The organism is Nocardia sp. NPDC006630, from assembly GCF_040611495.1.
In the GTDB taxonomy this organism is placed as follows: domain Bacteria; phylum Actinomycetota; class Actinomycetes; order Mycobacteriales; family Mycobacteriaceae; genus Nocardia.
In genome coordinates this window covers 227,562-248,574 of the sequence record NZ_JBEXOK010000007.1, presented here as the reverse complement: position 1 = coordinate 248,574, position 21,013 = coordinate 227,562, and the positions used below count along the sequence as shown (strand labels likewise).

At 65.7% G+C, this 21,013-nt stretch carries 20 protein-coding genes and 1 pseudogene; 9 read left to right on the top strand and 12 right to left on the bottom strand.

Annotation, left to right across the window (positions count from 1 at the left end; translation table 11 throughout):
• Positions 1-75: 75 nt before the first annotated feature.
• Positions 76-1,671: an oleate hydratase gene (locus ABZX86_RS22430; protein ID WP_355126325.1), complete on the top strand. Its 1,596-nt coding sequence runs from the start codon at positions 76-78 to the stop codon at positions 1,669-1,671.
• Positions 1,672-1,724: 53 nt separating this feature from the next.
• Here ABZX86_RS22430 and ABZX86_RS22425 read toward each other — a convergent pair whose 3' ends face one another.
• The 5 genes and pseudogenes from ABZX86_RS22425 to ABZX86_RS22405 all read right to left on the bottom strand — a co-directional run bounded on the left by ABZX86_RS22425 (position 1,725) and on the right by ABZX86_RS22405 (position 5,473).
• Entirely contained in the window at positions 1,725-2,438 is a 714-nt protein-coding gene (locus tag ABZX86_RS22425; RefSeq protein WP_355126323.1) for a spermidine synthase, read from the bottom strand.
• A gap of 286 nt (positions 2,439-2,724) precedes the next feature.
• Positions 2,725-3,516 (bottom strand): annotated as a pseudogene (locus ABZX86_RS22420) (serine/threonine-protein kinase); the annotation flags it as partial.
• Positions 3,517-3,736: 220 nt separating this feature from the next.
• Entirely contained in the window at positions 3,737-5,059 is a 1,323-nt protein-coding gene (locus ABZX86_RS22415) for a DUF2786 domain-containing protein (RefSeq protein WP_355126321.1), read from the bottom strand.
• A gap of 60 nt (positions 5,060-5,119) precedes the next feature.
• Positions 5,120-5,266, bottom strand: coding sequence for a DUF6307 family protein (locus ABZX86_RS22410; RefSeq protein WP_327140475.1), 147 nt, complete (start codon positions 5,264-5,266; stop codon positions 5,120-5,122).
• Positions 5,267-5,278: 12 nt separating this feature from the next.
• Positions 5,279-5,473: an RGCVC family protein gene (locus ABZX86_RS22405; RefSeq protein ID WP_327140476.1), complete on the bottom strand. Its 195-nt coding sequence runs from the start codon at positions 5,471-5,473 to the stop codon at positions 5,279-5,281.
• 173 nt (positions 5,474-5,646) lie between these two features.
• On the opposite strand from ABZX86_RS22405, the gene ABZX86_RS22400 reads away from it, so the two are divergent.
• The 5 genes from ABZX86_RS22400 to ABZX86_RS22380 all read left to right on the top strand — a co-directional run bounded on the left by ABZX86_RS22400 (position 5,647) and on the right by ABZX86_RS22380 (position 10,870).
• Entirely contained in the window at positions 5,647-6,519 is an 873-nt protein-coding gene (locus tag ABZX86_RS22400) for an NAD(P)-dependent oxidoreductase (protein WP_355126320.1), read from the top strand.
• Positions 6,520-6,633: 114 nt separating this feature from the next.
• A complete protein-coding gene (locus tag ABZX86_RS22395; protein ID WP_355126318.1) occupies positions 6,634-7,995 on the top strand; it encodes a glutamine synthetase family protein in 1,362 nt (453 codons plus the stop codon).
• Between the two features lie 16 nt (positions 7,996-8,011).
• Positions 8,012-8,719, top strand: coding sequence for a gamma-glutamyl-gamma-aminobutyrate hydrolase family protein (locus ABZX86_RS22390; RefSeq protein WP_355126853.1), 708 nt, complete (start codon positions 8,012-8,014; stop codon positions 8,717-8,719).
• Positions 8,716-10,077 carry an aldehyde dehydrogenase family protein gene (locus ABZX86_RS22385; protein WP_355126316.1) on the top strand — a complete coding sequence of 454 codons (1,362 nt, stop codon included), beginning with the start codon at positions 8,716-8,718 and terminating at the stop codon, positions 10,075-10,077. Before ABZX86_RS22390 ends, ABZX86_RS22385 begins: the two co-directional genes overlap by 4 nt.
• A 25-nt stretch (positions 10,078-10,102) precedes the next feature.
• A complete protein-coding gene (locus ABZX86_RS22380) occupies positions 10,103-10,870 on the top strand; it encodes a 3-oxoacyl-ACP reductase (protein ID WP_355126314.1) in 768 nt (255 codons plus the stop codon).
• A gap of 6 nt (positions 10,871-10,876) precedes the next feature.
• Here the strand turns inward: ABZX86_RS22380 and ABZX86_RS22375 are convergent, their stop codons facing one another.
• From ABZX86_RS22375 to ABZX86_RS22360, 4 genes are all read right to left on the bottom strand, one after another.
• Positions 10,877-12,427 carry an amino acid permease gene (locus ABZX86_RS22375; RefSeq protein WP_355126312.1) on the bottom strand — a complete coding sequence of 517 codons (1,551 nt, stop codon included), beginning with the start codon at positions 12,425-12,427 and terminating at the stop codon, positions 10,877-10,879.
• A 111-nt stretch (positions 12,428-12,538) separates the two neighbouring features.
• Entirely contained in the window at positions 12,539-14,113 is a 1,575-nt protein-coding gene (locus tag ABZX86_RS22370; RefSeq protein WP_355126310.1) for a VWA domain-containing protein, read from the bottom strand.
• An 86-nt stretch (positions 14,114-14,199) separates the two neighbouring features.
• A complete protein-coding gene (locus tag ABZX86_RS22365; RefSeq protein WP_355126308.1) occupies positions 14,200-14,607 on the bottom strand; it encodes a lipopolysaccharide assembly protein LapA domain-containing protein in 408 nt (135 codons plus the stop codon).
• Between the two features lie 204 nt (positions 14,608-14,811).
• A complete protein-coding gene (locus tag ABZX86_RS22360) occupies positions 14,812-15,033 on the bottom strand; it encodes a hypothetical protein (RefSeq protein WP_355126306.1) in 222 nt (73 codons plus the stop codon).
• Between the two features lie 80 nt (positions 15,034-15,113).
• Between ABZX86_RS22360 and ABZX86_RS22355 the strand changes: the two genes are divergently transcribed.
• Positions 15,114-15,572 (top strand): putative glycolipid-binding domain-containing protein, encoded by a 459-nt coding sequence (locus ABZX86_RS22355; protein WP_355126304.1) that lies wholly within the window; start codon positions 15,114-15,116, stop codon positions 15,570-15,572.
• Between the two features lie 12 nt (positions 15,573-15,584).
• On the opposite strand, the gene ABZX86_RS22350 is transcribed toward ABZX86_RS22355, so the two are convergent.
• Positions 15,585-16,241, bottom strand: a complete 657-nt coding sequence (locus ABZX86_RS22350; protein WP_355126302.1) for a TetR family transcriptional regulator — start codon at positions 16,239-16,241, stop codon at positions 15,585-15,587.
• 122 nt (positions 16,242-16,363) lie between these two features.
• Between ABZX86_RS22350 and ABZX86_RS22345 the strand changes: the two genes are divergently transcribed.
• Entirely contained in the window at positions 16,364-17,788 is a 1,425-nt protein-coding gene (locus ABZX86_RS22345) for a cytochrome P450 (protein ID WP_355126300.1), read from the top strand.
• A gap of 48 nt (positions 17,789-17,836) precedes the next feature.
• Here ABZX86_RS22345 and ABZX86_RS22340 read toward each other — a convergent pair whose 3' ends face one another.
• Complete coding sequence (locus ABZX86_RS22340) at positions 17,837-18,937, bottom strand: NAD(P)-dependent alcohol dehydrogenase (protein ID WP_355126298.1); 1,101 nt, start codon at positions 18,935-18,937, stop codon at positions 17,837-17,839.
• Between the two features lie 199 nt (positions 18,938-19,136).
• Here ABZX86_RS22340 and ABZX86_RS22335 point away from each other — a divergent pair, with 199 nt between their 5' ends.
• Positions 19,137-20,657 (top strand): NAD(P)-binding protein, encoded by a 1,521-nt coding sequence (locus tag ABZX86_RS22335; RefSeq protein WP_355126296.1) that lies wholly within the window; start codon positions 19,137-19,139, stop codon positions 20,655-20,657.
• Here ABZX86_RS22335 and ABZX86_RS22330 read toward each other — a convergent pair.
• On the bottom strand, positions 20,624-20,998 hold the full coding sequence (locus tag ABZX86_RS22330; RefSeq protein ID WP_355126294.1) for a cupin domain-containing protein: 375 nt from the start codon (positions 20,996-20,998) through the stop codon (positions 20,624-20,626). The two genes, ABZX86_RS22335 and ABZX86_RS22330, sit on opposite strands and share 34 nt — an antisense overlap.
• Between the last annotated feature and the right edge of the window lie 15 nt (positions 20,999-21,013).

Sequence of the window (21,013 nt, the reverse complement as noted above, 5' to 3'; positions counted from 1 at the left end):
GATCACCGGTGTCTCCGGTGCAACGCTCATCGATAAAAACCCTGACAGCGATAGATATCCTGAAAGAGGTTGATCATGGCGAAGGCGTACCTGGTGGGAAGCGGAATCGCGGCACTCTCCGCGGCGGCATTCTTGATTCGTGACGGCGGGTTCGCCGGTTCCGACATTGTCATTCTGGAAGAGCAGGGCCGCGAGGGCGGCAGTCTGGATGCGGCGGGCTCGCCGGAGACCGGTTATACGATGCGCGGCGGGCGCATGTTCGAGATTCACTTCGATTGCACCTATGACCTGCTGCGTTCCATACCCTCACTGGACAATCCCGCCGTCTCGGTCACCGATGACACCTTCGCCTTCCACAAGGATTTCGCCTGGGACGACCATGCCCGGCTGGTCGATGCGGCCGGTGAACCGATCGACGCGCATTCCATGGGATTCAGCGAACGCGATCGGCTCGAACTCGTCAAATGTGTCGCCACCCCCGAGCAGATGCTCGACGGCAAGCGCATCACCGACTGTTTCAGCCCCGAATTCTTCACCACCAATTTCTGGTGGATGTGGTGCACGACCTTCGCATTCGAGCCGTGGCATTCGGCCATCGAGTTCCGCCGCTATCTCAATCGATTCGTGCACCTGTTCAAGACCTTCGACTCCATGTCCGGGATCTACCGGACGAAGTACAACCAGTTCGACTCGATCGTGCGGCCACTGCTGAAGTGGCTCACCGAACAGGGTGTCACCATCCGGCTCGGAGCCAGGGTCACCGATGTGCGCCTCGCCGGCGGCGAGGCGCTGACCGCCGAGGCGCTCACCGTGACCAGCGGCGGCAAGACCGAGGAGATCACGGTCGGCGCCGGCGATCTGGTCATGATCACCAACGGTTCCATGACGGCCGATTCGACGCTGGGCTCCACCGATACCGCCCCAGTCCTGGACACCTCCGGCTCGGCGGGCGCCTGGCAGCTGTGGCGGACGCTGGCCGCGAAACGCTCGGGGCTGGGCAGGCCGGAGGTCTTCGATTCCTCCATCACCGATTCCACGTGGGAATCGTTCACCGTCACCACCAAGGACCCGACCTTCTTCGCCGAGATGGAGAAGTTCAGCGGGAGCGAGGCGGGCAAGGGCGGCCTGATCACCTTCAAGGATTCCAACTGGCTGCTCACCATCGTCCTGAACCACCAGCCGCATTTCCGGGAGCAGCCTTCGGACACCTTCGTCTGGTGGGGCTACGCCCTGTTCCCGGACAAGGCGGGCAATCACGTCGAGAAGCCGATGTCGGCCTGCACCGGCGCCGAAATCCTGCAGGAAGCGTTGTCGCACTTGACTATCGGCAATCGCGAACAGATCATGAAGAACTCCATCGTGATTCCGGCGATCATGCCCTACATCACGAGTCAGTTCCTGGTCCGCTCACACGGCGACCGCCCCGATGTGGTTCCGGCGGGCTCGACCAACCTCGCCTTCATCGGCCAGTACGCCGAAGTCCCCGACGATGTCGTCTTCACCGTCGAATACTCCGTCCGCACCGCCCAGGTCGCGGTAGCCACCCTGCTGGGACTCGACACTCAGCCCAAGCCGGTCTACAAGGGCAGCCACAATCCGAAGGTCCTCATCGAGGCGCTGGAAACGCTGCACCGCCACGGCAATAAGACGACCGCCCACGCCGGTAGCTGATACCGGCGAAAGCGTTCGGGGCAGTGCCGTTGCCTACGGGCATGCGGCACTGCCTACTTGGTCGCGAGATAGATCGTGTTCGACGATCGGCCCCTGGTCAGCGGGTTGTCGAAGAACACCTGCCGAGCCTCGATATCGGTGAAAACGGTGTCGAGGATCGCGCAGAACTCGTCGTCCGGCGGATCGTCGGACCACAGCGCGAAGGTTCCGCCCGGGGCGAGATATGCCGACAGCGCCTGCAATCCCGCCCGGGTGTAGAAGGCCGCGTGCGGTTGATGCAGCACGTGCCGCGGCGAGTGATCGATATCCAGCAGCACCGCGTCATAGGTCCGGCCCGGAAGCGCCGGATCGAACCCGACCGCACCCACGGCCGCGGCGAAGAAGTCCGCGCACACCAGCGCTACCCGCTCATCACCGGCCAGACCGGCGGTAGCGGGCAGCAGATCCCGTTCATGCCAATCGATTACCGCGTCGGAGTATTCGATAACGGTGAGCGTCCGGACCCGGGGATCCGCCAGCGCTGTGCGCGCGGTGTATCCCAGCCCGAGACCGCCGACAATCACGTCCAGCCGCTCCCCCGGCGTCCGTGCCAGCCCGAGTCGCGCCAATTCCTCTTCGGCAACGGTGAACAGGCTCGACATGAGGTATTCGTCCCCCAGCTTGACCTCGTACACATCCGACCGCACTCCCGGATCGAACCGCCGCCGCAAACTGATCTCGCCCATCGGCGTCAGCCGCCAGCCCAACTCCTCGAACCGTGCGCTCATCGCATGACGATAGACCAGGCGTCAGCTGCGAACGGCGAGGTGCACGGGCGACTTCGAATACCAGGAGTGGCCGTAGGAACCCGAGACCTGAGTGCAGCGGTGCGGCCGGTCGCACCACCTGGGTGGCCGCGCGATGGCCGCACTGCCCGGCGTCCGAGGGTCCTGCGTCCTGAGCGACCGGCGGCGCCTCCACTGTTGCTTCCGCAGCCGGTGCGGTGAGCATAACCAGCGCCTGCGAAATGCTCGGTCGCGCAGCGGGATCCTTGTCCAGCAGCCCGGTGATCAGCGCGGCGATGCCACCGGCGTACTGCGGCGCGGGCACAGGGTCGAACACCACCGCCGCCAGCGTCGCGGGCAAAGCCGAACGGAGAAAAGGGGATCGGCCTTCGACCGCGTGATACAGGGTGACCCCCAGCGAGAACAGGTCACCCGCGCCGCCGTGGCCCGCGCCTCGAATGCGCTCGGGAGCCATGTATTCGGCCGAACCGGTGACGGCGCCGCATTCGGCGAACGTGTCCTCGGACAGGTGCGCCGCCGTGCCGAAATCGGCGAGCAGCACCTCGCCGGTATCGGTCAGTAATACATTGGCGGGCTTGATATCTCGATGCACCACACCCGCCGCGTGTGCGGCGCCGAGAGCGTGCAGCAGGGCCGTCGCGACAGCGGTGGTCTCGTCCACCGTGAGCCGGCCCCGCTCCTCGATGCGCTGCTGCAGCGACTGCCCGCGCACCAGGCGCATGACAATCCACGGCATCCTGTCCTGGACGACAACATCGTGGACCGTCACGATATTCGGGTGATCGCGCAACCGCGCGGCGGTGCGGGCTTCATGCTCGGCGAGGGAAAGTCGTTCGGCTCGTTCCGCATTCGAGGCCGCGGGTGGCAGGCAGACTTCCTTGACGGCCACCTCAACACCCAGCAGCGCGTCACGGGCCTTCCACACCCGGCCGAAGCCGCCGACCCCCAGTAGTTCGATCAGCCGGTATCGTCCCGCCAGCACCGAGCCCGGCCGGTTCGCCGTGTGCACGCCTTCCCCCTCGGACGCGGCGACCGGGTGGCGAGAGATCGTGTTGCTCATGAGGCTTTCCCAACTCCGTCGGGCTTACTTGGAGACACCTCTCATACTTCGCGTGCGAGCACCCGCAGGAAACCTCATTGTCCCGATTTGCGCAGTTCATTCCGCATATCCGTCAATTCCGGACCGGAAGCCACAGCGGCGGAGACGCTTATCGGCCCAGCGGCGGAGACGCTTATCGGCCCAGCGGCGGAGACGCTTATCGGTCGAGCGGCGGAGACGCTTATCGGTCAAGCGATCGGCGGGCGTCGAGGCGCGCGCGGTCGGCGGCGGCGCGACCGGCCTCCCAGCCTTCGGCGCTGCGGATCGAAACGCCGCGGGTGCGGGCTTGCGGAAACAGCGTGTCGAAGGCGGCGTCGACCGCGATCTGGTGCGAGGCCAGCACCGGCAACAGCCGTTCCGGCTCAACCGATTCCGCGATGGTGGCCGCGGTGGCCGCTTCCAGTCGCTCGCCGATGCGGGAGGCGTAGGCGACCAGGAACGACTTACGGAAGGTGCGGCTGCGCGCCTCGTCGCTGCGCGTCTCCGTATTGCCGCTGGCGATCATTGCCCGGGTGGCCTGGACCAGCAGTGAGGTCGAGAGCAATTCGACCGCGTCCAGGTCTGCGTCATCGCCGATGATCGTCATGAAGCCCCACGCCGAGGCGAAGATCGCCCGGCTGCGATTGGCCTTGGCGACCACATCGATCAGCAGCGCCTTCGCGTCCACATAGGGGGTATCGAGCCAAATGCGCCGCGCCCCAGGCAGATCGGGGACCGAGGTGTCCGCGTCGACCAGCACCCGATCGAGTGCGTACTTGGTCATCAGCTCCTGCGCCTTGGCCGAAAGCGCCTCGGCCTCTTCCGGAAACGAGGTCGATTCGGCCTTGGCGAGCAAGCCGCGAACTCGGCCGAGCACCTTCTCATCGATGTGATGGGGCACCTCGGCATGTGGGCGAGCGGTGCCGGGCAACTGCCGGATCAGTTCCAGCTTCGGCAGCAGAATGAGCAGCGCGAGCGCCTCGACGACGGTGGTGAGCGCCTCGCCGGTGGTCAGCATGTGTTTGGCCGCCCACTGGCCGAGATGCGATGCCGAGTCCGACCACCAGGTGTCCGCCGCGAGTTCGCGAAGCTGCTCGAGCCAGGTCTCATCGACGGTGGCGGGTGCGAACGGGCGCATATAGGCGGCCATGACATCGATGAGGAAGCTGATCGCGAAGGCGTCGACTCGGCGCTGCGCGGCCTGGTGGATATCGGCGGGCAGCCAACCGTTCTGAAAGGCTCTGGTGATGATGTGCTGCCCGGCCAGGTGCGCGCCCAGTTCCACGTCGTGAACCGGCAGATCGCTCCCCGCGAGCTGGTCCGCGAAGCGTTTGGCGACCACCGAATCGCCCTTCGGGGACTTACTGCGCGCACCGCTCTGCGCCGAATCCATGGCGGTGGTCATGATCGCATTGGCTATATCGGCCGCGGTGACATTTCCCGAGTCGGGTGCCGTCCAGAAATCGGACCCACCCTGCCGCGCCTGCTGCTTGGCCGCCCGATGCTTGCGATTCGGCTTACCCACGACCACCGACCATATTTCACCGAGGCCTTTCGGCCTCGGCGGGGGCGTTGAACGCTGCTGTCAGCGCACTTTCTCGGGGATGGTGTCGAGCGCGTGCAGTACGTGCACCGCAAGCGCGTTCGCGGTTTTCTCATCGAGCTTGGAGTGCTTCCGAACGGTGTCGCTGACTCGCTGGACCCGATTCTCATATGGCGATTTAGTGGTCATTCGCTTGCTTTCCTATCGCCGGTAGTAGGTCTTCTCGTGCTCGGCCGGAAGGACGCAGACGCATCCTCTGTCCAGCCCGCTCGTCGCGGTCGCGGAGCAGAACCGAACTCCGACGCCGGCGTGCGCTTCCAGATCGTGCGGGCATGCCGCACAGGAGAATTCGAGCGGCGCAACGTCGATGGGGGTGACCTGTTCGTTTGACGACAACTGCCTCACCTCTTCGGTAGGTCTACGCCGTAGACATACGGTGCAGACACCTCCAAACTACACCTACTACCGGTTGCGCCGGTGCCTGCCCTGGTTCGGCAGCGGACGGCCGGGCTCGCGGATTTCGCCTTCAAGATCATCTTCGGTAACCGCGGCTCGGTAGGGTGCGGCCGGTGGCGAAGATAGCGTTTCTGGGCGCAGGTCGGATGGGGCTGGGGATGGCCGCGCGGATGGTGGCTGCCGGGCATGAGGTGGCGGTGTTCAATCGGTCGCCGGAGAAGGTCGCGGAACTGGTTGCGGGCGGCGCCGTTCTGGCGGCCACACCGCGCCGGGCGGTAGCGCAGGCCGAGGCGATATTCGCGATGGTGGCCGATGATGACGCCTCGCGCGCGGTATGGCTCGGGGAGGACGGCGCGCTGGCCGGGCACCCGCAACCGGGTGCGTTCGCGGTCGAATGCTCGACCGTCTCCCGGCCGTGGGTGCTGGAGTTGGCGAAACATGCCGCAGCGCAAGGCCTCCGGTACCTCGACTCACCGGTCACAGGACTCCCGGAGGCCGCCGCGGCAGGTGAGCTGACACTGTTCGTCGGCGCCGCCACGGCCGATCTCGAAGCGGCCCGACCGCTGCTGAACCCCTTGTGCACCAATATTGTTCATTTCGGTGAGGTCGGCGCCGGTACCGCCTACAAGCTCGTGCAGAACCTGCTCGGCTCCGTCCAGATCGCCGCGACCGCCGAGGCGCTGCGCATCGCAGAACTCGCCGGGCTGGACCTGACCACCGTCGTGGACACGCTCGCCACCGGTGGCGCCGCCAGCCCCACGGTGGTGCGCGTCAGCCGCCTGATGCTCGACGGTGTGCACGACCGCGATATCGCTTTCACGGCTGCCTTGCGGCTGAAGGACACTCGCATCGGAGTGGAACTGGCCGATACCGTGCATGCCCCGGCCGCCCTCGGGCACACCGCCCTCGATATGTTCACCCGCCTCATCGACGCCGGCCACGGCGACCTCAACGAGACCAAGGTCATCGACCTCCTGCGGGAGTGAAGCCCACGCCTGCTCGGCATTCGCCCATGATGGGGACGATCTCCTTGCGTGTTCGGGCACGCGCGGGGCCCCGGTTCGCTTAGCGTGATCACGTTGATGCCGAGAGGGGTCGTAATGCGCGCCGGAATGCTCAGTGTTGCGGATTTGGTGAAGCAGGTCGAGGCGGGGACGATCGACACCGTCTTGGTCGCCATGACAGACATGCAGGGGCGGCTGCAGGGGAAGCGTTGTTCGGCAAGATATTTCGTCGAAGAGGTGCTCGATCAGGCGACCGAGGCCTGCGACTATCTGCTTGCGGTGGATGTCGAGATGACGACGGTCGAGGGATACGCGATGTCCTCGTGGGACACCGGGTACGGCGACTTCGTGCTGCGCCCGGATCTCGGCACGCTGCGGCTGGTCCCGTGGCTGCCGGGGACCGCGCTGGTGCTGTGCGATGTGGAGCAGGTGGATCCGGCGGGCACGCCCGTGGTGACCTCACCGCGGCAGGTGCTGCGCGCACAGCTGGATCGGCTGGCCGCGCACGGATTGCGGGCCTACGCCGGGACGGAACTCGAATTCCTGGTCTTCGACGACACGTACGAGGCGGCGTTCCGGGGCGGCTACCGCGACCTGACGCCCGCCAACCAGTACAACGTCGACTATTCGATGCTCGGAACCTCCCGCATCGAACCGCTGCTGCGCCGCATTCGCAATGAGATGTCCGGTGCGGGCATGTATGTCGAGTCGGCGAAGGGCGAATGCAATCCGGGGCAGCACGAGATCGCGTTCCGCTACGACGAGGCGCTGGTGACGTGCGATAACCACAGCATCTACAAGACCGGGGCCAAGGAGATCGCGGCGCAGGAGGGGCGCAGCCTCACCTTCATGGCGAAATACAATGAGCGTGAGGGCAATTCGTGCCACATTCACCTCAGCCTGCGCAATGAGGCGGGCGAGCCGGTCTTCGCCGACAGCACCGGCCGCGAATCGGCGCTCATGCGGCACTTCCTCGCCGGACAGCTGGACTGCCTGCGCGAACTGACCTACATGCTCGCCCCGAATGTCAACTCCTACAAGCGGTTCCAGGCGGGCAGCTTCGCGCCCACCGCACTGGCCTGGGGACGGGACAATCGCACCTGCGCACTCCGGGTGGTCGGTCACGGACCGTCGCTGCGGTTCGAGAACCGGGTGCCGGGCGGGGATGTGAACCCGTATCTCGCCGTCGCCGCCACCATCGCCGCCGGATTGCACGGCATCGAGCGGCAGCTGCCGCTGGAGCCGGAGTTCCACGGCAATGCCTATCGCTCACACCGGCCCCGGGTGCCGCACAACCTGCGCGACGCCGCGCAGTTGTTCGGCGACAGTAAGATCGCGCGGGCGGCCTTCGGCGAAGACGTAGTGCTGCACTACCGGAATGCGGCACAGGTCGAGCTCGACGCCTACGACGCCGCGGTGACCGATTGGGAGCGCGTGCGTGGATTCGAACGACTCTGAGGTGGTGCGGCGGCCGATCATCGGGCTGCCCACGTATTCCGAGCGGACGCGGTTCGGCACGTGGGATGTCGACAGCGCGGTGCTTCCGCGCAGCTATGTCGATATGACGGCGCGGGCCGGTGGAGTGCCGGTCCTGCTCCCGCCCACCGGAACTCCCGGCCCGGAATTGCTGGATCGGCTGGACGGACTGGTGCTGACCGGCGGCGCCGATATCGACCCGGCACGCTACGGCGCGCCGCCGCATGCCGAAACCTCCGCTACCCGGCCGGACCGCGACGAATCCGAATTCGCGTTCTTCGAGCTGGCCCGGGCCGCGGGGGTACCCGTGCTGGCGATCTGCCGCGGACTGCAATTGGTGAACGTGGCACTGGGCGGCACACTGCTGCAACACCTTCCGGACGTGCTCGGGCACACCGGTCACAGCGGCGGGCCCGGTGTTTTCTCGGTCACCACCATCCGGACCGTCACGGGCAGCCAGGTGGCGGCGATCGCCGGGCCCGAGGTGAAGGCGCACTGCCATCACCATCAAGCCATCGACACCCTGGCGCCCGGCCTCACCGCGACCGCATACGCCTCGGACGGCACCATCGAAGCGGCGGAGACGACCGGCGGACCATTTCTGGTCGGCGTGCAATGGCATCCGGAAGCGAATGCGACCGACCACCGGCTCATGCGAGCCCTGGTGGAACAGGCGGCACTGTACGGAAAGGAGCGCAGCCGGTGACAACAACCCAGGTCGTCAACCCCGCGACCGAAAAGGTCGTGGCGACAGTGGAATTGGCCGATGAGGCCGCCACGGACGCCGCCATCGCCCGGGCACAACGGGCCGCCCCGGGCTGGCGGGATATCGCACCGGGAGATCGGGCGCGGCTCTTGCGCCGATTCGCCGAGGCCGTGGACGCTGATCTCGAGAATCTGGCACAGCTGGAAGTGGCCAATGCGGGGCACACCATCGGCAATGCGCGCTGGGAGGCGGGCAATGTTCGCGATGTGCTGCACTACAGCGCCGGACTGCCGGAACGATTGCTGGGCAATCAGATTCCGGTCGCCGGTGGTGTCGACATCACCTTCCACGAACCGCTCGGGGTTGTCGGAATCATCGTGCCGTGGAACTTTCCCATGCCGATCGCGGCATGGGGCTTCGGGCCCGCGCTCGCGGCCGGCAATACGGTCGTGTTGAAACCGGCCGACCTCACGCCGCTCACTGCCATTCGGCTCGGTGAGCTGGCATTGCAGGCGGGACTGCCGGAGAACGTTTTTCAGGTGATACCGGGCAAGGGTTCCATTGTCGGAGCACGGTTCGTCACCCATCCCGCGGTGCGCAAGGTGGTGTTCACCGGCTCCACCGAGGTGGGGCGGCAGATCATGGCGGGCTGCGCGCAGCAGGTGAAGCGCGTGACGCTCGAATTGGGCGGCAAGAGCGCCAATATCGTATTCGCCGACTCCGATCTGGAGAAGGCTGCGGCGACCGCGCCGTACGGGGTATTCGACAATGCCGGGCAGGACTGCTGCGCGCGGTCACGGATTCTGGTGCAGCGCAGTGTGTTCGATCGATTCCTGGAACTGCTGGAACCGGCGGTGCAGGGCGTGAAGGTCGGTGATCCCGCGGATGCGGCCACCGAAATGGGGCCGCTGATCTCGGCGGCGCACCGCGAGCGGGTCGCCGAATTCCTGGAGCCGTCGACGAAGGTGGCGTTCACCGGGACGCGGGTGGACGGACCCGGCTTCTGGTTCCCGCCGACAGTGGTGCTGCCCTCCGGCTCCGAGGACCGCATCCTCACCGAGGAAGTGTTCGGTCCGGTGGTGGCGGTACTGCCGTTCGACGATGAGGCCGACGCCCTGCGTATCGCGAATGACAGCGAATACGGCCTGTCCGGGTCGATCTGGACCTCCGATGTCGGCCGGGCGCTGCGGGTCGCCCGTGGTGTCGAGGCCGGGAACCTGTCGGTGAATTCGCATTCCTCCGTGCGGTATTGGACACCGTTCGGGGGCTACAAGCAATCCGGACTCGGCCGCGAACTCGGGCCCGATGCGGCGCGCGCCTTCACCGAGACCAAGAACGTTTTCATCGCCACCGAGTAGTACCTGCCATCCGATCAGAGGAGATATGTTGCAGCGCTTACAGGATCGAGTAGCGGTCGTCACCGGCGGCGGCAGCGGCATCGGCCTCGCCACCGTCAAGCGTTTCGCCCAGGAGGGCGCGAAAGTTGTTGTCGCCGATATCGATGTCACCTCCGGTGAGGCCGCGGCGGCGGCGGTCGGCGGACTGTACGTGAAGGTCGACGTCACCGAGGAGACTCAGGTCGAGGCGCTGTTCCAGACGGCGGTCGACACCTACGGCGGACTCGATATCGCCTTCAACAACGCGGGCATCTCACCGCCCGACGATGATTCGATTCTCACCACCGGGATCGAGGCCTGGCGGCGGGTGCAGGAGGTGAATCTGACCTCGGTCTATCTGTGCAGCAAGTACGCCATCGGACATATGCTCGAGCGCGGTAAGGGGTCGGTCATCAATACCGCGTCCTTCGTGGCGGTCATGGGTGCGGCCACCTCGCAGATCTCCTACACCGCGTCCAAGGGCGGTGTGCTGGCCATGAGCCGTGAGCTCGGAGTGCAGTTCGCGCGCCAGGGTATTCGCGTCAACGCCCTGTGCCCCGGGCCGGTGAACACCCCGCTGCTGCAGGAATTGTTCGCCAAGGATCCCGAGCGCGCCGCTCGCCGGCTGGTCCACATCCCCACCGGGCGTTTTGCCGAACCGGAGGAAATCGCCGCTGCCGTGGCATTTCTCGCCAGCGACGATTCCTCCTTCATCACAGCCTCACAGTTCCTCGTGGACGGCGGAATCTCCGGCGCCTACGTGACCCCGCTGTAGACCCGTTCAGGCGCCGACGGGGGCTTCGGCCTCCGGCGGCTGCGGGACATTGCGTTTGGGTCCGGTGAACCATTTCCGGGCGGAGACGAACCACCAGACGGCAATGGCCCCGACCACGCCGACCAGGGTGATGGGCGCGTAATTGACTGCGTTCCAAGTGAATCCATCGACCCACGGATAGCCGTGATCGTCGGTGGGCAGGATGAACAGCAGGCTGATGAAGACGATCCAGATGATCGCGATAATGCCGACCGGGCGATACCAGCGGCCGAGTTGCCAGGGGCCGGTCTGGAATCGGCCGCCGTGTAACTGGCGCAGCAGGATCGGAATGCCGTAGGCGATATAGAGACCGATGGTGGCGACCGAGGTGGCCGCCGCATACGCCGTCGGGGCATTGACCGCGGGCACCAGCATCGACGGAATCAGCAGGATGAATGCGAAGACCGAGATGAACAGCACCGCGTTCACCGGAACCCGGCGCGCCGAAAGCTTCGACCAGAGCGCCGATCCCGGCACCGCGCCATCGCGGGCGAAGGCGAACAGCATGCGGGAGGCCGAGGTCACCGAGGCATAGCCGCAGAACAGCTGCGCGGCCGCGGCGATGATCAGCAGCAGACCGGACCAGAACGAGTTCAATGAGTTCTGCAGGATGTAGATGACCGGGTAGCCGCTGTTCTTGGTCGGGTCGAGCGAATCGTCGAGATTCGGAATCGCGAAGGTCACCGCCATGATCAGCAGATATCCGGCGATCGCCGAGACGACGATGGTATTGATGATTCCCTTCGCCGCCGTCCGGGAGGCGTCGTGCGTCTCCTCCGACATATGCGCCGAGGCGTCGTAGCCGGTGAAGGTGTACTGCGCGTGCAGCAGACCCAGCAGGAAGCTGAAGGCGACGCCGCCGAATCCGACCGCGCTGTTGTCCACGGTCTTGGTGAAGACGAAGCCGACGCTCTGGTGGTGTTGCGCACCGATTCCCAGCACCAGCACGAAGACCGCGACGCCGCCCACATGCCACCAGGCGGAGACATTGTTGATCACCGCGGACAGGTGCGGGCCGATGGCGTTCAGTACCGCGTGCAGCACCAGGATGGCGGCGAAGACCAAAAAGATTGCGGTGCGGTCGGTTCCGATGTCGAGGCCGATCACATTGAGCACGACGGTGGTGAAAATGGCTGCGCCGTAATCGATTGCGGCGGTCACCGCGATCTGCCCGATGAGGTTGAACCAGCCGGTGAACCAGCCCCAGATGGGCCCGCCCAGCTCCGCGGCCCACCAGTACAGACCGCCGGAAGTCGGGTACGCCGAGGCCAATTCGGCCATGGCCAGCCCCACGAAGAGCACCATCACCGAGACCAGGGGCCAGCCCCACGCCATGGTGATGGGTCCGCCGTTGGCCAGCCCGATGCCGTAGCTGGCGAGCCCGCCGGTCAGGATCGAGACCACGGTGAAACTGATGGCGAAATTGGAGAATCCGGACCAGGATCGCGCCAGGTCCTGTTTATAGCCGAGCTCGGCCAGCCTGCGTTCATCGTCGGATTGGTGCTGAATTTCGGTCATTCGCGCTCCCGAGTGAAAAACGCCGCCCTCACAGCGTTTACCAGGAGCTCAGTGTGAGGTAAACCCGGGTAGACCGCAGCGCAACCTTGAAAACTCGGCCGATCAGTATGGTCAGCGCAGAATGTTTGCCGCCCGCGCGGCGCGCAACCAGTCGGGGAATTCGTTGAGCAGCTGGGCATACAGCTGGGCGTCGGTCATGCGGTCGATATCGCCGACGGCGAAGAAGCCCGCATTGTCGACCACGCGCCCGTCGAGAGTATCGAGCTCGTGCAGGATTCCGAATCCACTGTGGCCGAGACCGATGAACTGCCAGAACACCGGATACCTCGAGGCATCACGCATCAGGGCGGCGATCTGGGTGCGCTTGGAGAAGCCGCCGTCGGTGAAGAAGAGCACCAAGGTCGGTGCGTCGCCGGGGCGCAGCGACTTCAGGACCTCCGTCATGATCGGCAGTTCGTCATTGACGCCGCCGATCTTGCCGTAGTTGATGCCACCGTGTTTGCCGGACATGTGAATGAAGGTCTCACACCAGGCTTCGGCATCGGCGACGGTCACATTCGGCAGTTTCGCGAAGCTCTTGCCGTACAGGTAGGGCTCGAGCTGGCCGTCGTCATCGAGCTGGGTCGCCACCGGGACCATGCGTTCCACCACCCGGTGCACCACCCCCGAGGCGTACTCCCGGGACATGCTCCCGGTCTTGTCGATCACCAGGACGACGCGCGCGCGAATACCGTTGGCGCCCTTGGTGAGCAGGACCTTCGCGACCTCTTGCTTGCGCATGTTCAGCGTCTGCCGCTTCTCCAGCGACAGCTTCTCCTCACCCGGCACCGACCGCACCTGCGGCTGCTGCGCGGAGGGCGGGAAGGGCGGCGGTTGTTGAAACCCTTGCGACGGAGGGGGCGGGGGTTGGAACGGTGGTGGGGCGGACTGGAACTGCTGGGGTGGGGCCGACTGGTATTGCGGCGGCGGAGGCGGAGACGACTGATATTGCGGTGGGGGCGGAACCGGCTGATATTGCTGCGGCGGTGCCGACGGGAACTGCTGGGGTGCCGGCGGTGGCGACTGGTACTGCTGGGGTGGCGACTGGTACTGCTGGGGTGGCGACTGGTACTGCTGCTGCGGCGGCGGCACGGCCGGCTGGAACTGCTGCGGCGGCGGTGGCGGCTGGAACTGCGGTTGCGGTGCGGGTGCCACCTCATCGTCGACTCGCACACCGTGATCGGTGACCAGCGCGGCGAATCCACCGGCGTATCCCTGGCCGACCGCACGCACCTTCCAATCGCCCATGCGCCGATACAGTTCCAGCGCGATCACAATGGACTCGCTGGACAACCCGTCGATCCGGTACGCGTACAACGGGTTTCCCGCGGCATCCGAGACGTAGGCGATCGGCGCCGGAATGGCGCCGAAACTACTGCCCGCGCCATCGAGGGTGATGACGGCTCTGATCTGCGCGATATCGGCCGGTACCGCCGCCGGTGACACCCGCAGCGAGGCAAGCTGCCCGGGCGCGCCCGGCTGCAGATTCACTCCCGGCCCGCTGGGCTGGTTGAAGAAGACGAAATCCGCATCGGACCGCACCTTCCCGCTGTCGGTGACCAGCAGCGCGGAAAGGTCGGCAGGCGCGGCGATCTGAACCCAGATCACCACATCGCCGACCGTCAGCGGCCCATTCTGGCCCTTCATCAGGTTCGTAATCGCCGTCATCATGACCCATTTCGCTTCGCCCGGCCGGGCTCAACCGTACGACACCCCACCGGCGCTCGCCAGGTCTAATCGTGCAGGGCGCCGGGTTTGTGACCGCGGGCCAGGCGCGTGAACGCGGTGCGCAGCTGGATGATCCGCACTCCCCCGGCAATCGCCATCACCAGCACCCCGACCACCGCGGCGACCAGGATGGTCACCCCGATCGGCAGCGCGAAATGCCATCCCAGAAACCCGATTCGGGTGCTGGTCGTGTTCTGCACCACGAATATCAGCAACACCACCAGAAATACGCCGCCGGCGCTCAAGCTCGCCCACACACTCCCGGCCCTCGTCCGGCTGATCCGAGGAGGGGTTGTCTCGATCGGCGGCGTCGTTTCGATCGGCGGCCCCGGCTCGACCGGAGGCGCCTGCTCTCTCGGCGTCTGCTCCGGCACATTCTGCACATACGACTCGTCGTGGCCTGCAGGGTTCACGATGACCTCCTCAGCTCTTCCGACGCCAGACACGCGGTATGCCGCCCCGAGTCCGCGGTCTCGGGACAGGCGTCTGTAGTCGGATTGCCCCGGAAATCAACAATCAATCCCGCGCTGTGCCGGGGTCGACGAGCCGCCCGTAGGTGAGTCCACCGGACTGTTCAACCAAGGGCCTGTTCGTACCCATCGTGCTCACAACCGCCATCAACCTTCGCTACTGTCGCGCGCACCGAGGAATCGGAGCACGGCCGGGTCAGCGGAGGTTATGCGGTCGACCTCCTCGCCACCATCGCATTGGTAGAGACCTACCGTCACCGAGTTCGCACGCCGCACCAGTACCCGCCAGATCGCGCCCGCATCCTGCCAACGCTGCAGCACCGAAACCGGATTCGACCACTCGGCATCACCTGATACGTCGCCGGACACCAGGCGCCCTCCTTTCGACTGCGAGTTCGCAGATGGACATGATGACAGCATCGCGCCTGCGACCTCGGTAGCCTCGAGACATGCGAACATTCGTGTGGCAGGGGATCGATGAGCCGCGCATGGAGATCGTCCAGGTGGAGAGTCTGGATCGGGCGCGCGGGACGCAGATCGGGTTGGTCTACGAATTGCGCTGGCAGCTCGACGGTTCGGAGCTGATCGTCGATATCGGGGACGGGCCTGTCCGGCACCGCCTCGACGGGGCGGACTTCTTCGATGTGCAGCATGCGGTGTTCTTCAACTCGCTGCCCGTGCTGCGCGACGGACTGCTGCTGCCGGAGGCCACCCCGCAGGACTACACCATGCGGTACATCGATGTCCCGCAGCTGACCTCGCGCCTCACCGCGCAGCGCTACCACCCGCGCGGTAAGGGCGTGGTCGGCTTCAGTTCCGGCGACTACAGCGCCGATATCGAATTCGACGGGGACGGGTTCGTGACGGACTATCAGGATTACGTGCGCCGGCTGCATCCGGCATCGTGAGCCCGGTCCTTTCTACTTGTCGACAGCGGCCTCCCGGCGGGCGAACGCATCCGCGTGATCGAGGCTGAAGGTGGACACCAGGCGCACCGTGTGATCGACGATTTCGGTTGCGGTGCAATCGAGTAGGCCCGATTGCCAGGCGGTGATGAGTTCCACGAATCCGCCGACGCCGATGATCGCGTCCATGTGCAATGCGCGTTCGTCCGCGGTGGGGCCGAGGACGCGCAGGGCGCCGGCGACTACGAGACCGGCGGTGAGGCGCATGGCATTCACCCGGCACGCTTCGAGGGCGGGGCTGCCCGCGTGGTGCAGGAGCAGAATTCTGCTGTAGGCGGGGTCGGCGGACATGCGATCGGTGACGACTGTTGCCGCGATGCGGACGATTTCGGGCAGCGGGCGGTCGAGATTGTCCTCGAAGGCGGTGGCGAGGGCTTCGAGCATATCGTCGCGGACGGTTTCCCACGCCGCTCCGAGCAGTTCGTCGCGATCGGTGAAGGTCTCGTAGAAGTAGCGGTCATTGAGGGAGGTGCGGGCGCACACCGCGCGGATCGTGACTGCGGGCCAGCCGTTTTCACGCCAGATCTCCAGGGCGGCGGTGATCAGCCGCTGCCTGCGCTCGGTACGGCGCTCTACGGCGCTACGCCCGCCCCACGTCTTCGGTGTCGACACTGTTCCATCTTGACAAGGTCGGGGGCCGCTCACAAACTGGTGACATGCGCAGTCATTGGTGACAGTCGTCACCAGTTGAGCGCGGAGCGACACGATGCGGTGTCGACCCAAGGAGGTTCGGTATGTCCACGCTCATGCCCGAAGCTGCTGAGCAGCACTACCGTTCGACACGGCCGAGCAAACGCACCCGCACATCGACCGCGACGCTGGAGGCCTTGACGGTCGGGCTCGATGTGCGGGCCGGGGTCTTCGGCCGGGCCAAAGACACTGACCTGCTGCGCTTCCGGGCGGGCACGCGGCGGTATGCGGTACTGAACCATCCGGAATACGTCGATCATGTACTGCACGGTGGCCGTCTGAAGTATGAGAAGGCCTTCGAATACGAGATGCTGCGCGCGATCCTGGGCATCAGCCTGTTCACCGACGAGGGCGAGTCCTGGCAGCGACACCGGACACTGCTCAATCCGATGTTCGCCAGAAGACATCTCAACGGATTGATCGATCTGATGGTCGAACCGATCGCCGAAAGCATCGCGGCGCTCGACACCGGACCCGCCCGCGCCGAGATCGACATGGTCGGCGAGATGGTGCAGCTGACCCTCAATGTGGTCGGCAGCGCACTGTTCGGCCAGCAGTTCGGCCATATCGCGCAACGGATGTCGGGCCTGGTCACCGGCGGACTGCGGTTCGCCGAGCGGCTGGAGCGCCTGTTCGTGGTCGCCGCGCCGCCGAAGTCGCTGTGGCGGGCCGCGGCGCGGGTCGCCTTCACGCCGATTCCCCTGCCGCCACCGCTGCGCAAGATCCAGCACATTGTGCGCACCCTCGACGCCGAGGTCTGGCGTGTGGTGACCGACCGCTACGAAAACCCTACCGACAGTCCGGATCTGCTGAACCATCTGCTCACCGCCTCCGATGCCGAAGGCACGCTGCACCTCAAGCGCGTCCGGGACGAGGCGCTCACCTTCATGCTCGCCGGCCATGAAACGACCGCCAATGCGCTGTCGTGGATGTGGTACCTGCTGGCCCTCGATAGCGAAGCCCGCGAACGGCTACTGGCGGAGGTCGACACCGTCCTGCAGGGCCGCACCCCGACCGTCGAGGACCTGCCGAACCTGCCGTGGACCTCGGCCTGCGTGCAGGAGTCGATGCGATACTTCTCCCCCGCGTGGACAATTCCGCGAGTCGCCATCGCAGACGATGTCATCGACGGCCATCACATCCGGCGCGGCACCACGGTCATCGTGCCCTCCCACTTCATCCACCACGACGCGCGCTGGTGGCCGGAACCGGAACAGTTCGACCCGGCCCGCTTCCTCCCCGGTGCGGGCAAGGGCCGCCCCCGCTCGGCCTACCTGCCGTTCGGCGGCGGCCGGCGAATCTGCATCGGCTCGAGTTTCGCACTCATGGAGGCCGTCCTGATCACCGCGATGTGGAGTCAGCACTACGTTTTCGATCTGGTCCCCGGATTCCCCGTCGAACCGGAGGCAACCTTGACCCTGCGCCCCAAGAACGGCCTGCGGATGGTCGCACGCCGTCGCGAGACGTGAGGACCCCCGGCGCAGCCTGCGCCGCACCGAGGGTCACTGTCCAACGGCTCAGTCGGCGGTGGGGAGCACCAGGATCGGCTTGATGGTCGCGCCGATCTCGGCGTCGTGCATGGCCGTATTGATTTCGGAGAACGGGTACTGCCGGGAGATCTTCTCGATCGGGAACTTGCCCGCGCGATGCCATTCGATCAGCTGCGGGATGAATTCCTGTGGGTCGCAACTGCCTTCGATGCAACCGCGGACGGCCTTGCCATTGCCGGTGAGGTGGCCGATCTCGAATTCCATGGCAGCCTCGCCGAGGCCGACCAGAACCAGCGTGCCGCGCGGCGCGAGGGCCAGCAGGGCGTTGGCGATCACCGGGTTGGCCGCGGTGGTGTCCAGCGCGAAGGTCGCACCGCCGCCGGTGGCGGCCTGCACCTGGGCGACAACGTCTTCGGCCGCACCGTCGATGACCGTCGCGGCGCCCAGTTCCTTTGCCACGGCCAATCTTTCGGCCGACAGGTCCACGGCGACCACATTCTCGACGCCGAGCGCACGTGCGGCGAGCAGCGCCGACATGCCGACGCCGCCGGCGCCGAAGATCACGATGGACTCGTTCGGAGCCGGGCGCATCACATTGGCGACCGCACCGGCGCCGGTCTGCACGCCGCAGCCGAAGGGGGCGCAGGCGACCAGATCTACATCGTCGTCCACGACGACGACATTGCGGCGGCCGACCAGCACGTGGGTGGCGAAGCTGGACTGACCGAAGAACGCGCCCATCACCCGCTCGCCACCGATGCTCAGCGGCGAGGTGAAGTCGGTCCGGCCGCCCGAGGTGTTCAGCATGACGAACTGCTCGCAGTACGAGGGCGCGCCGGTGGTGCACTGGGTGCACGTGCCACAGCTGCCGTAGGTCAGCAGTACGTGGTCGCCGACCTTCACATCGGTCACCGCCGAGCCGATCTGCTCGACAATGCCCGAGCCCTCGTGGCCGAGCACGATCGGCAGCTCGGGCGGGAAGACGCTCTTGGTCACCAGGTCGGTATGGCACACGCCGGTGGCGACAATGCGCACCACGACCTCATCCGCCCGAGGCTCCTCGAGGGTGATGGTTTCGAGCGCGAGCGGCACTTGCGCTCCACGCGCGACCGCGGCAGTGATGTCCATCCGGACACTCCTTCCCAAAAGACGGCGAAGTGACTTCTCACGCCGATCACCTGCACCATAGGGCGGGGAACCACCTCAGATATAGAACACGTTCCACTCACCGGGGCGATACGTTGCCACATTCGGACCGCCTGCGTAACCCCGGCCCCGCATACTCGAGTCCATCACCTACCTTCGCGACCCATCCGAGGGAGTCCCGATGGACCTCACCGCACCCATCTGCGTTGTCGGCGCCGGACAGAGCGGCATCCTCACAGCCGCGAAACTACGCGATCTCGGCTACCGGAATATCGACATCCTCGAGGCCGGGGCGCAGCTCGGCGGGTACTGCCAGACCGCCGAGGCGGAGGGCGAAATCTATGATTTCCAAGCACATCTCATCATTCAGCAGGACTTCGGCGAGGACGCGTCGGGAACCGCCATCGATGAGCTGATCGGCAAGCATCCGGTGGAGACGCAGGTCGAAGCGCTGCACTTCGTTGCCGAAACCGATTCCGGCAAACCAGGATTGACCGTTCCACCGCACTTCCTGCCGCTGTTCCGGACACTGACGCCCGAACAGGCGGCCGATCAGCTGGCCGAGGCGTGGAACCTCATCGAGCGAGCAGCCCGGGACAGGCGGGCACCAGGGCTCAGCGGATTGGCCTTCGATCGCATCCCCGGCGAGACCTGGGAGACGTACCGGGCCCGCCACACCCCACTGGTCGGCGAGATACTGCAGGGCCTCACGCTGTACGCGAATATGCGCAGACCCCGGCAGCCCGCCGAAACCATCATCAATATCAATGCGCATATCTCCGGCCATGTTTCGCAGCTGGCGAAGATGATCCTGTCGCTCTATCCGGCACAGAAACAGGCGCTACTGGAGCGCATGCCGGACTCGCTGCGCGCGCAGATGAACTCCCGCAGGCCGGTGACCGTGGCCTTCCGGCACGGATTCATCAGCTTCATTCGTCAGATCGTCGAGGACTGCCGACTCGAAATCAGCGTCGACAGCAAAGTCACCTCGATCGAACCCGTTCCGGGAGAAGGCGTTCGGGTCACGTACACAGTGGGCGGCGAGCAGCGCAGCGCGATGTACTCACGCGTGGTGCTGACAGCGCGGCCCGCCCAGATTCGGGACATCTTCCCCACCGGGGATATTCACGAACTCTTCGCCGAGCGGAACTGCCCCCGGACCTGGACCCGTAGCTATCTGATCAAGGTCCGGGAGGAATTCATCACCTTCCCGCGCCGATCGAATTCCCCTGAACCCCTTGGCTTCTGGCTGCTGGAGCCCTATGGCAGCTACACAGACTCCGATCCGGAACAAGCCCTGCACCGCATCACCGCCGCCAACAAGCAGCACCCCGGTCCGTATTGGATCTGCTTCAGCAATTCCGACACCTCGATAACGGACGCACAGGCCTGGGCACTCGCCAAAGAGGGCCTGTTCCTGTTCGAGGACCCGGAACTCGTCTCCGAAACCATTGCCGAATGGCCCGCCTACCCCAGCGCGGCCGCGGTCCGCGAAGGCTGGTTCGAGCGGGTATCGGAGATCCAGGGCCGGGACGGCATCTACTTCGTGGCCGAAATCCTGTCCGGCCCGACTGCCGAATGCATCAGTTCCTTTGTCCGCGAGGTAATCCCGTCCTGGTTCGGTCCAGATGGCGACACCCCTTCGCCGCCACCGAGTCCCGCCGCGGATCAGCGCGCCCAGGGGGCGACGATCGGCGGCTGACCGGGGATGAGACCCTGCCCGCCGACGGGCAGGACCACGATCGCCTCGAACGGTTCGTCACTCGGATTGGACATGGCGAACGACTGATGTGCGGGCACGATGAGTGCGTCTCCGGCTGCCACCGTGAGGATTTCGCCGCCCATGGTGACATTCATCGTGCCGGACAGCGCGATGAAGATCTCCTCGCGAGTCAGTGCGTGCGCCGGCGCGTCCACGCCCGGTTTGATGGTCAGTCGCCATGCGCTGTTCTCGGTGGAACCGCGACTGGGTGCGGCGAGGCCGATGAAGCTCGCGTGGTCGTTCTCGAAGCGCGGGGCGCGGTCGGCGGTGATGTGCGGCATGACTCTCCTGTGTAA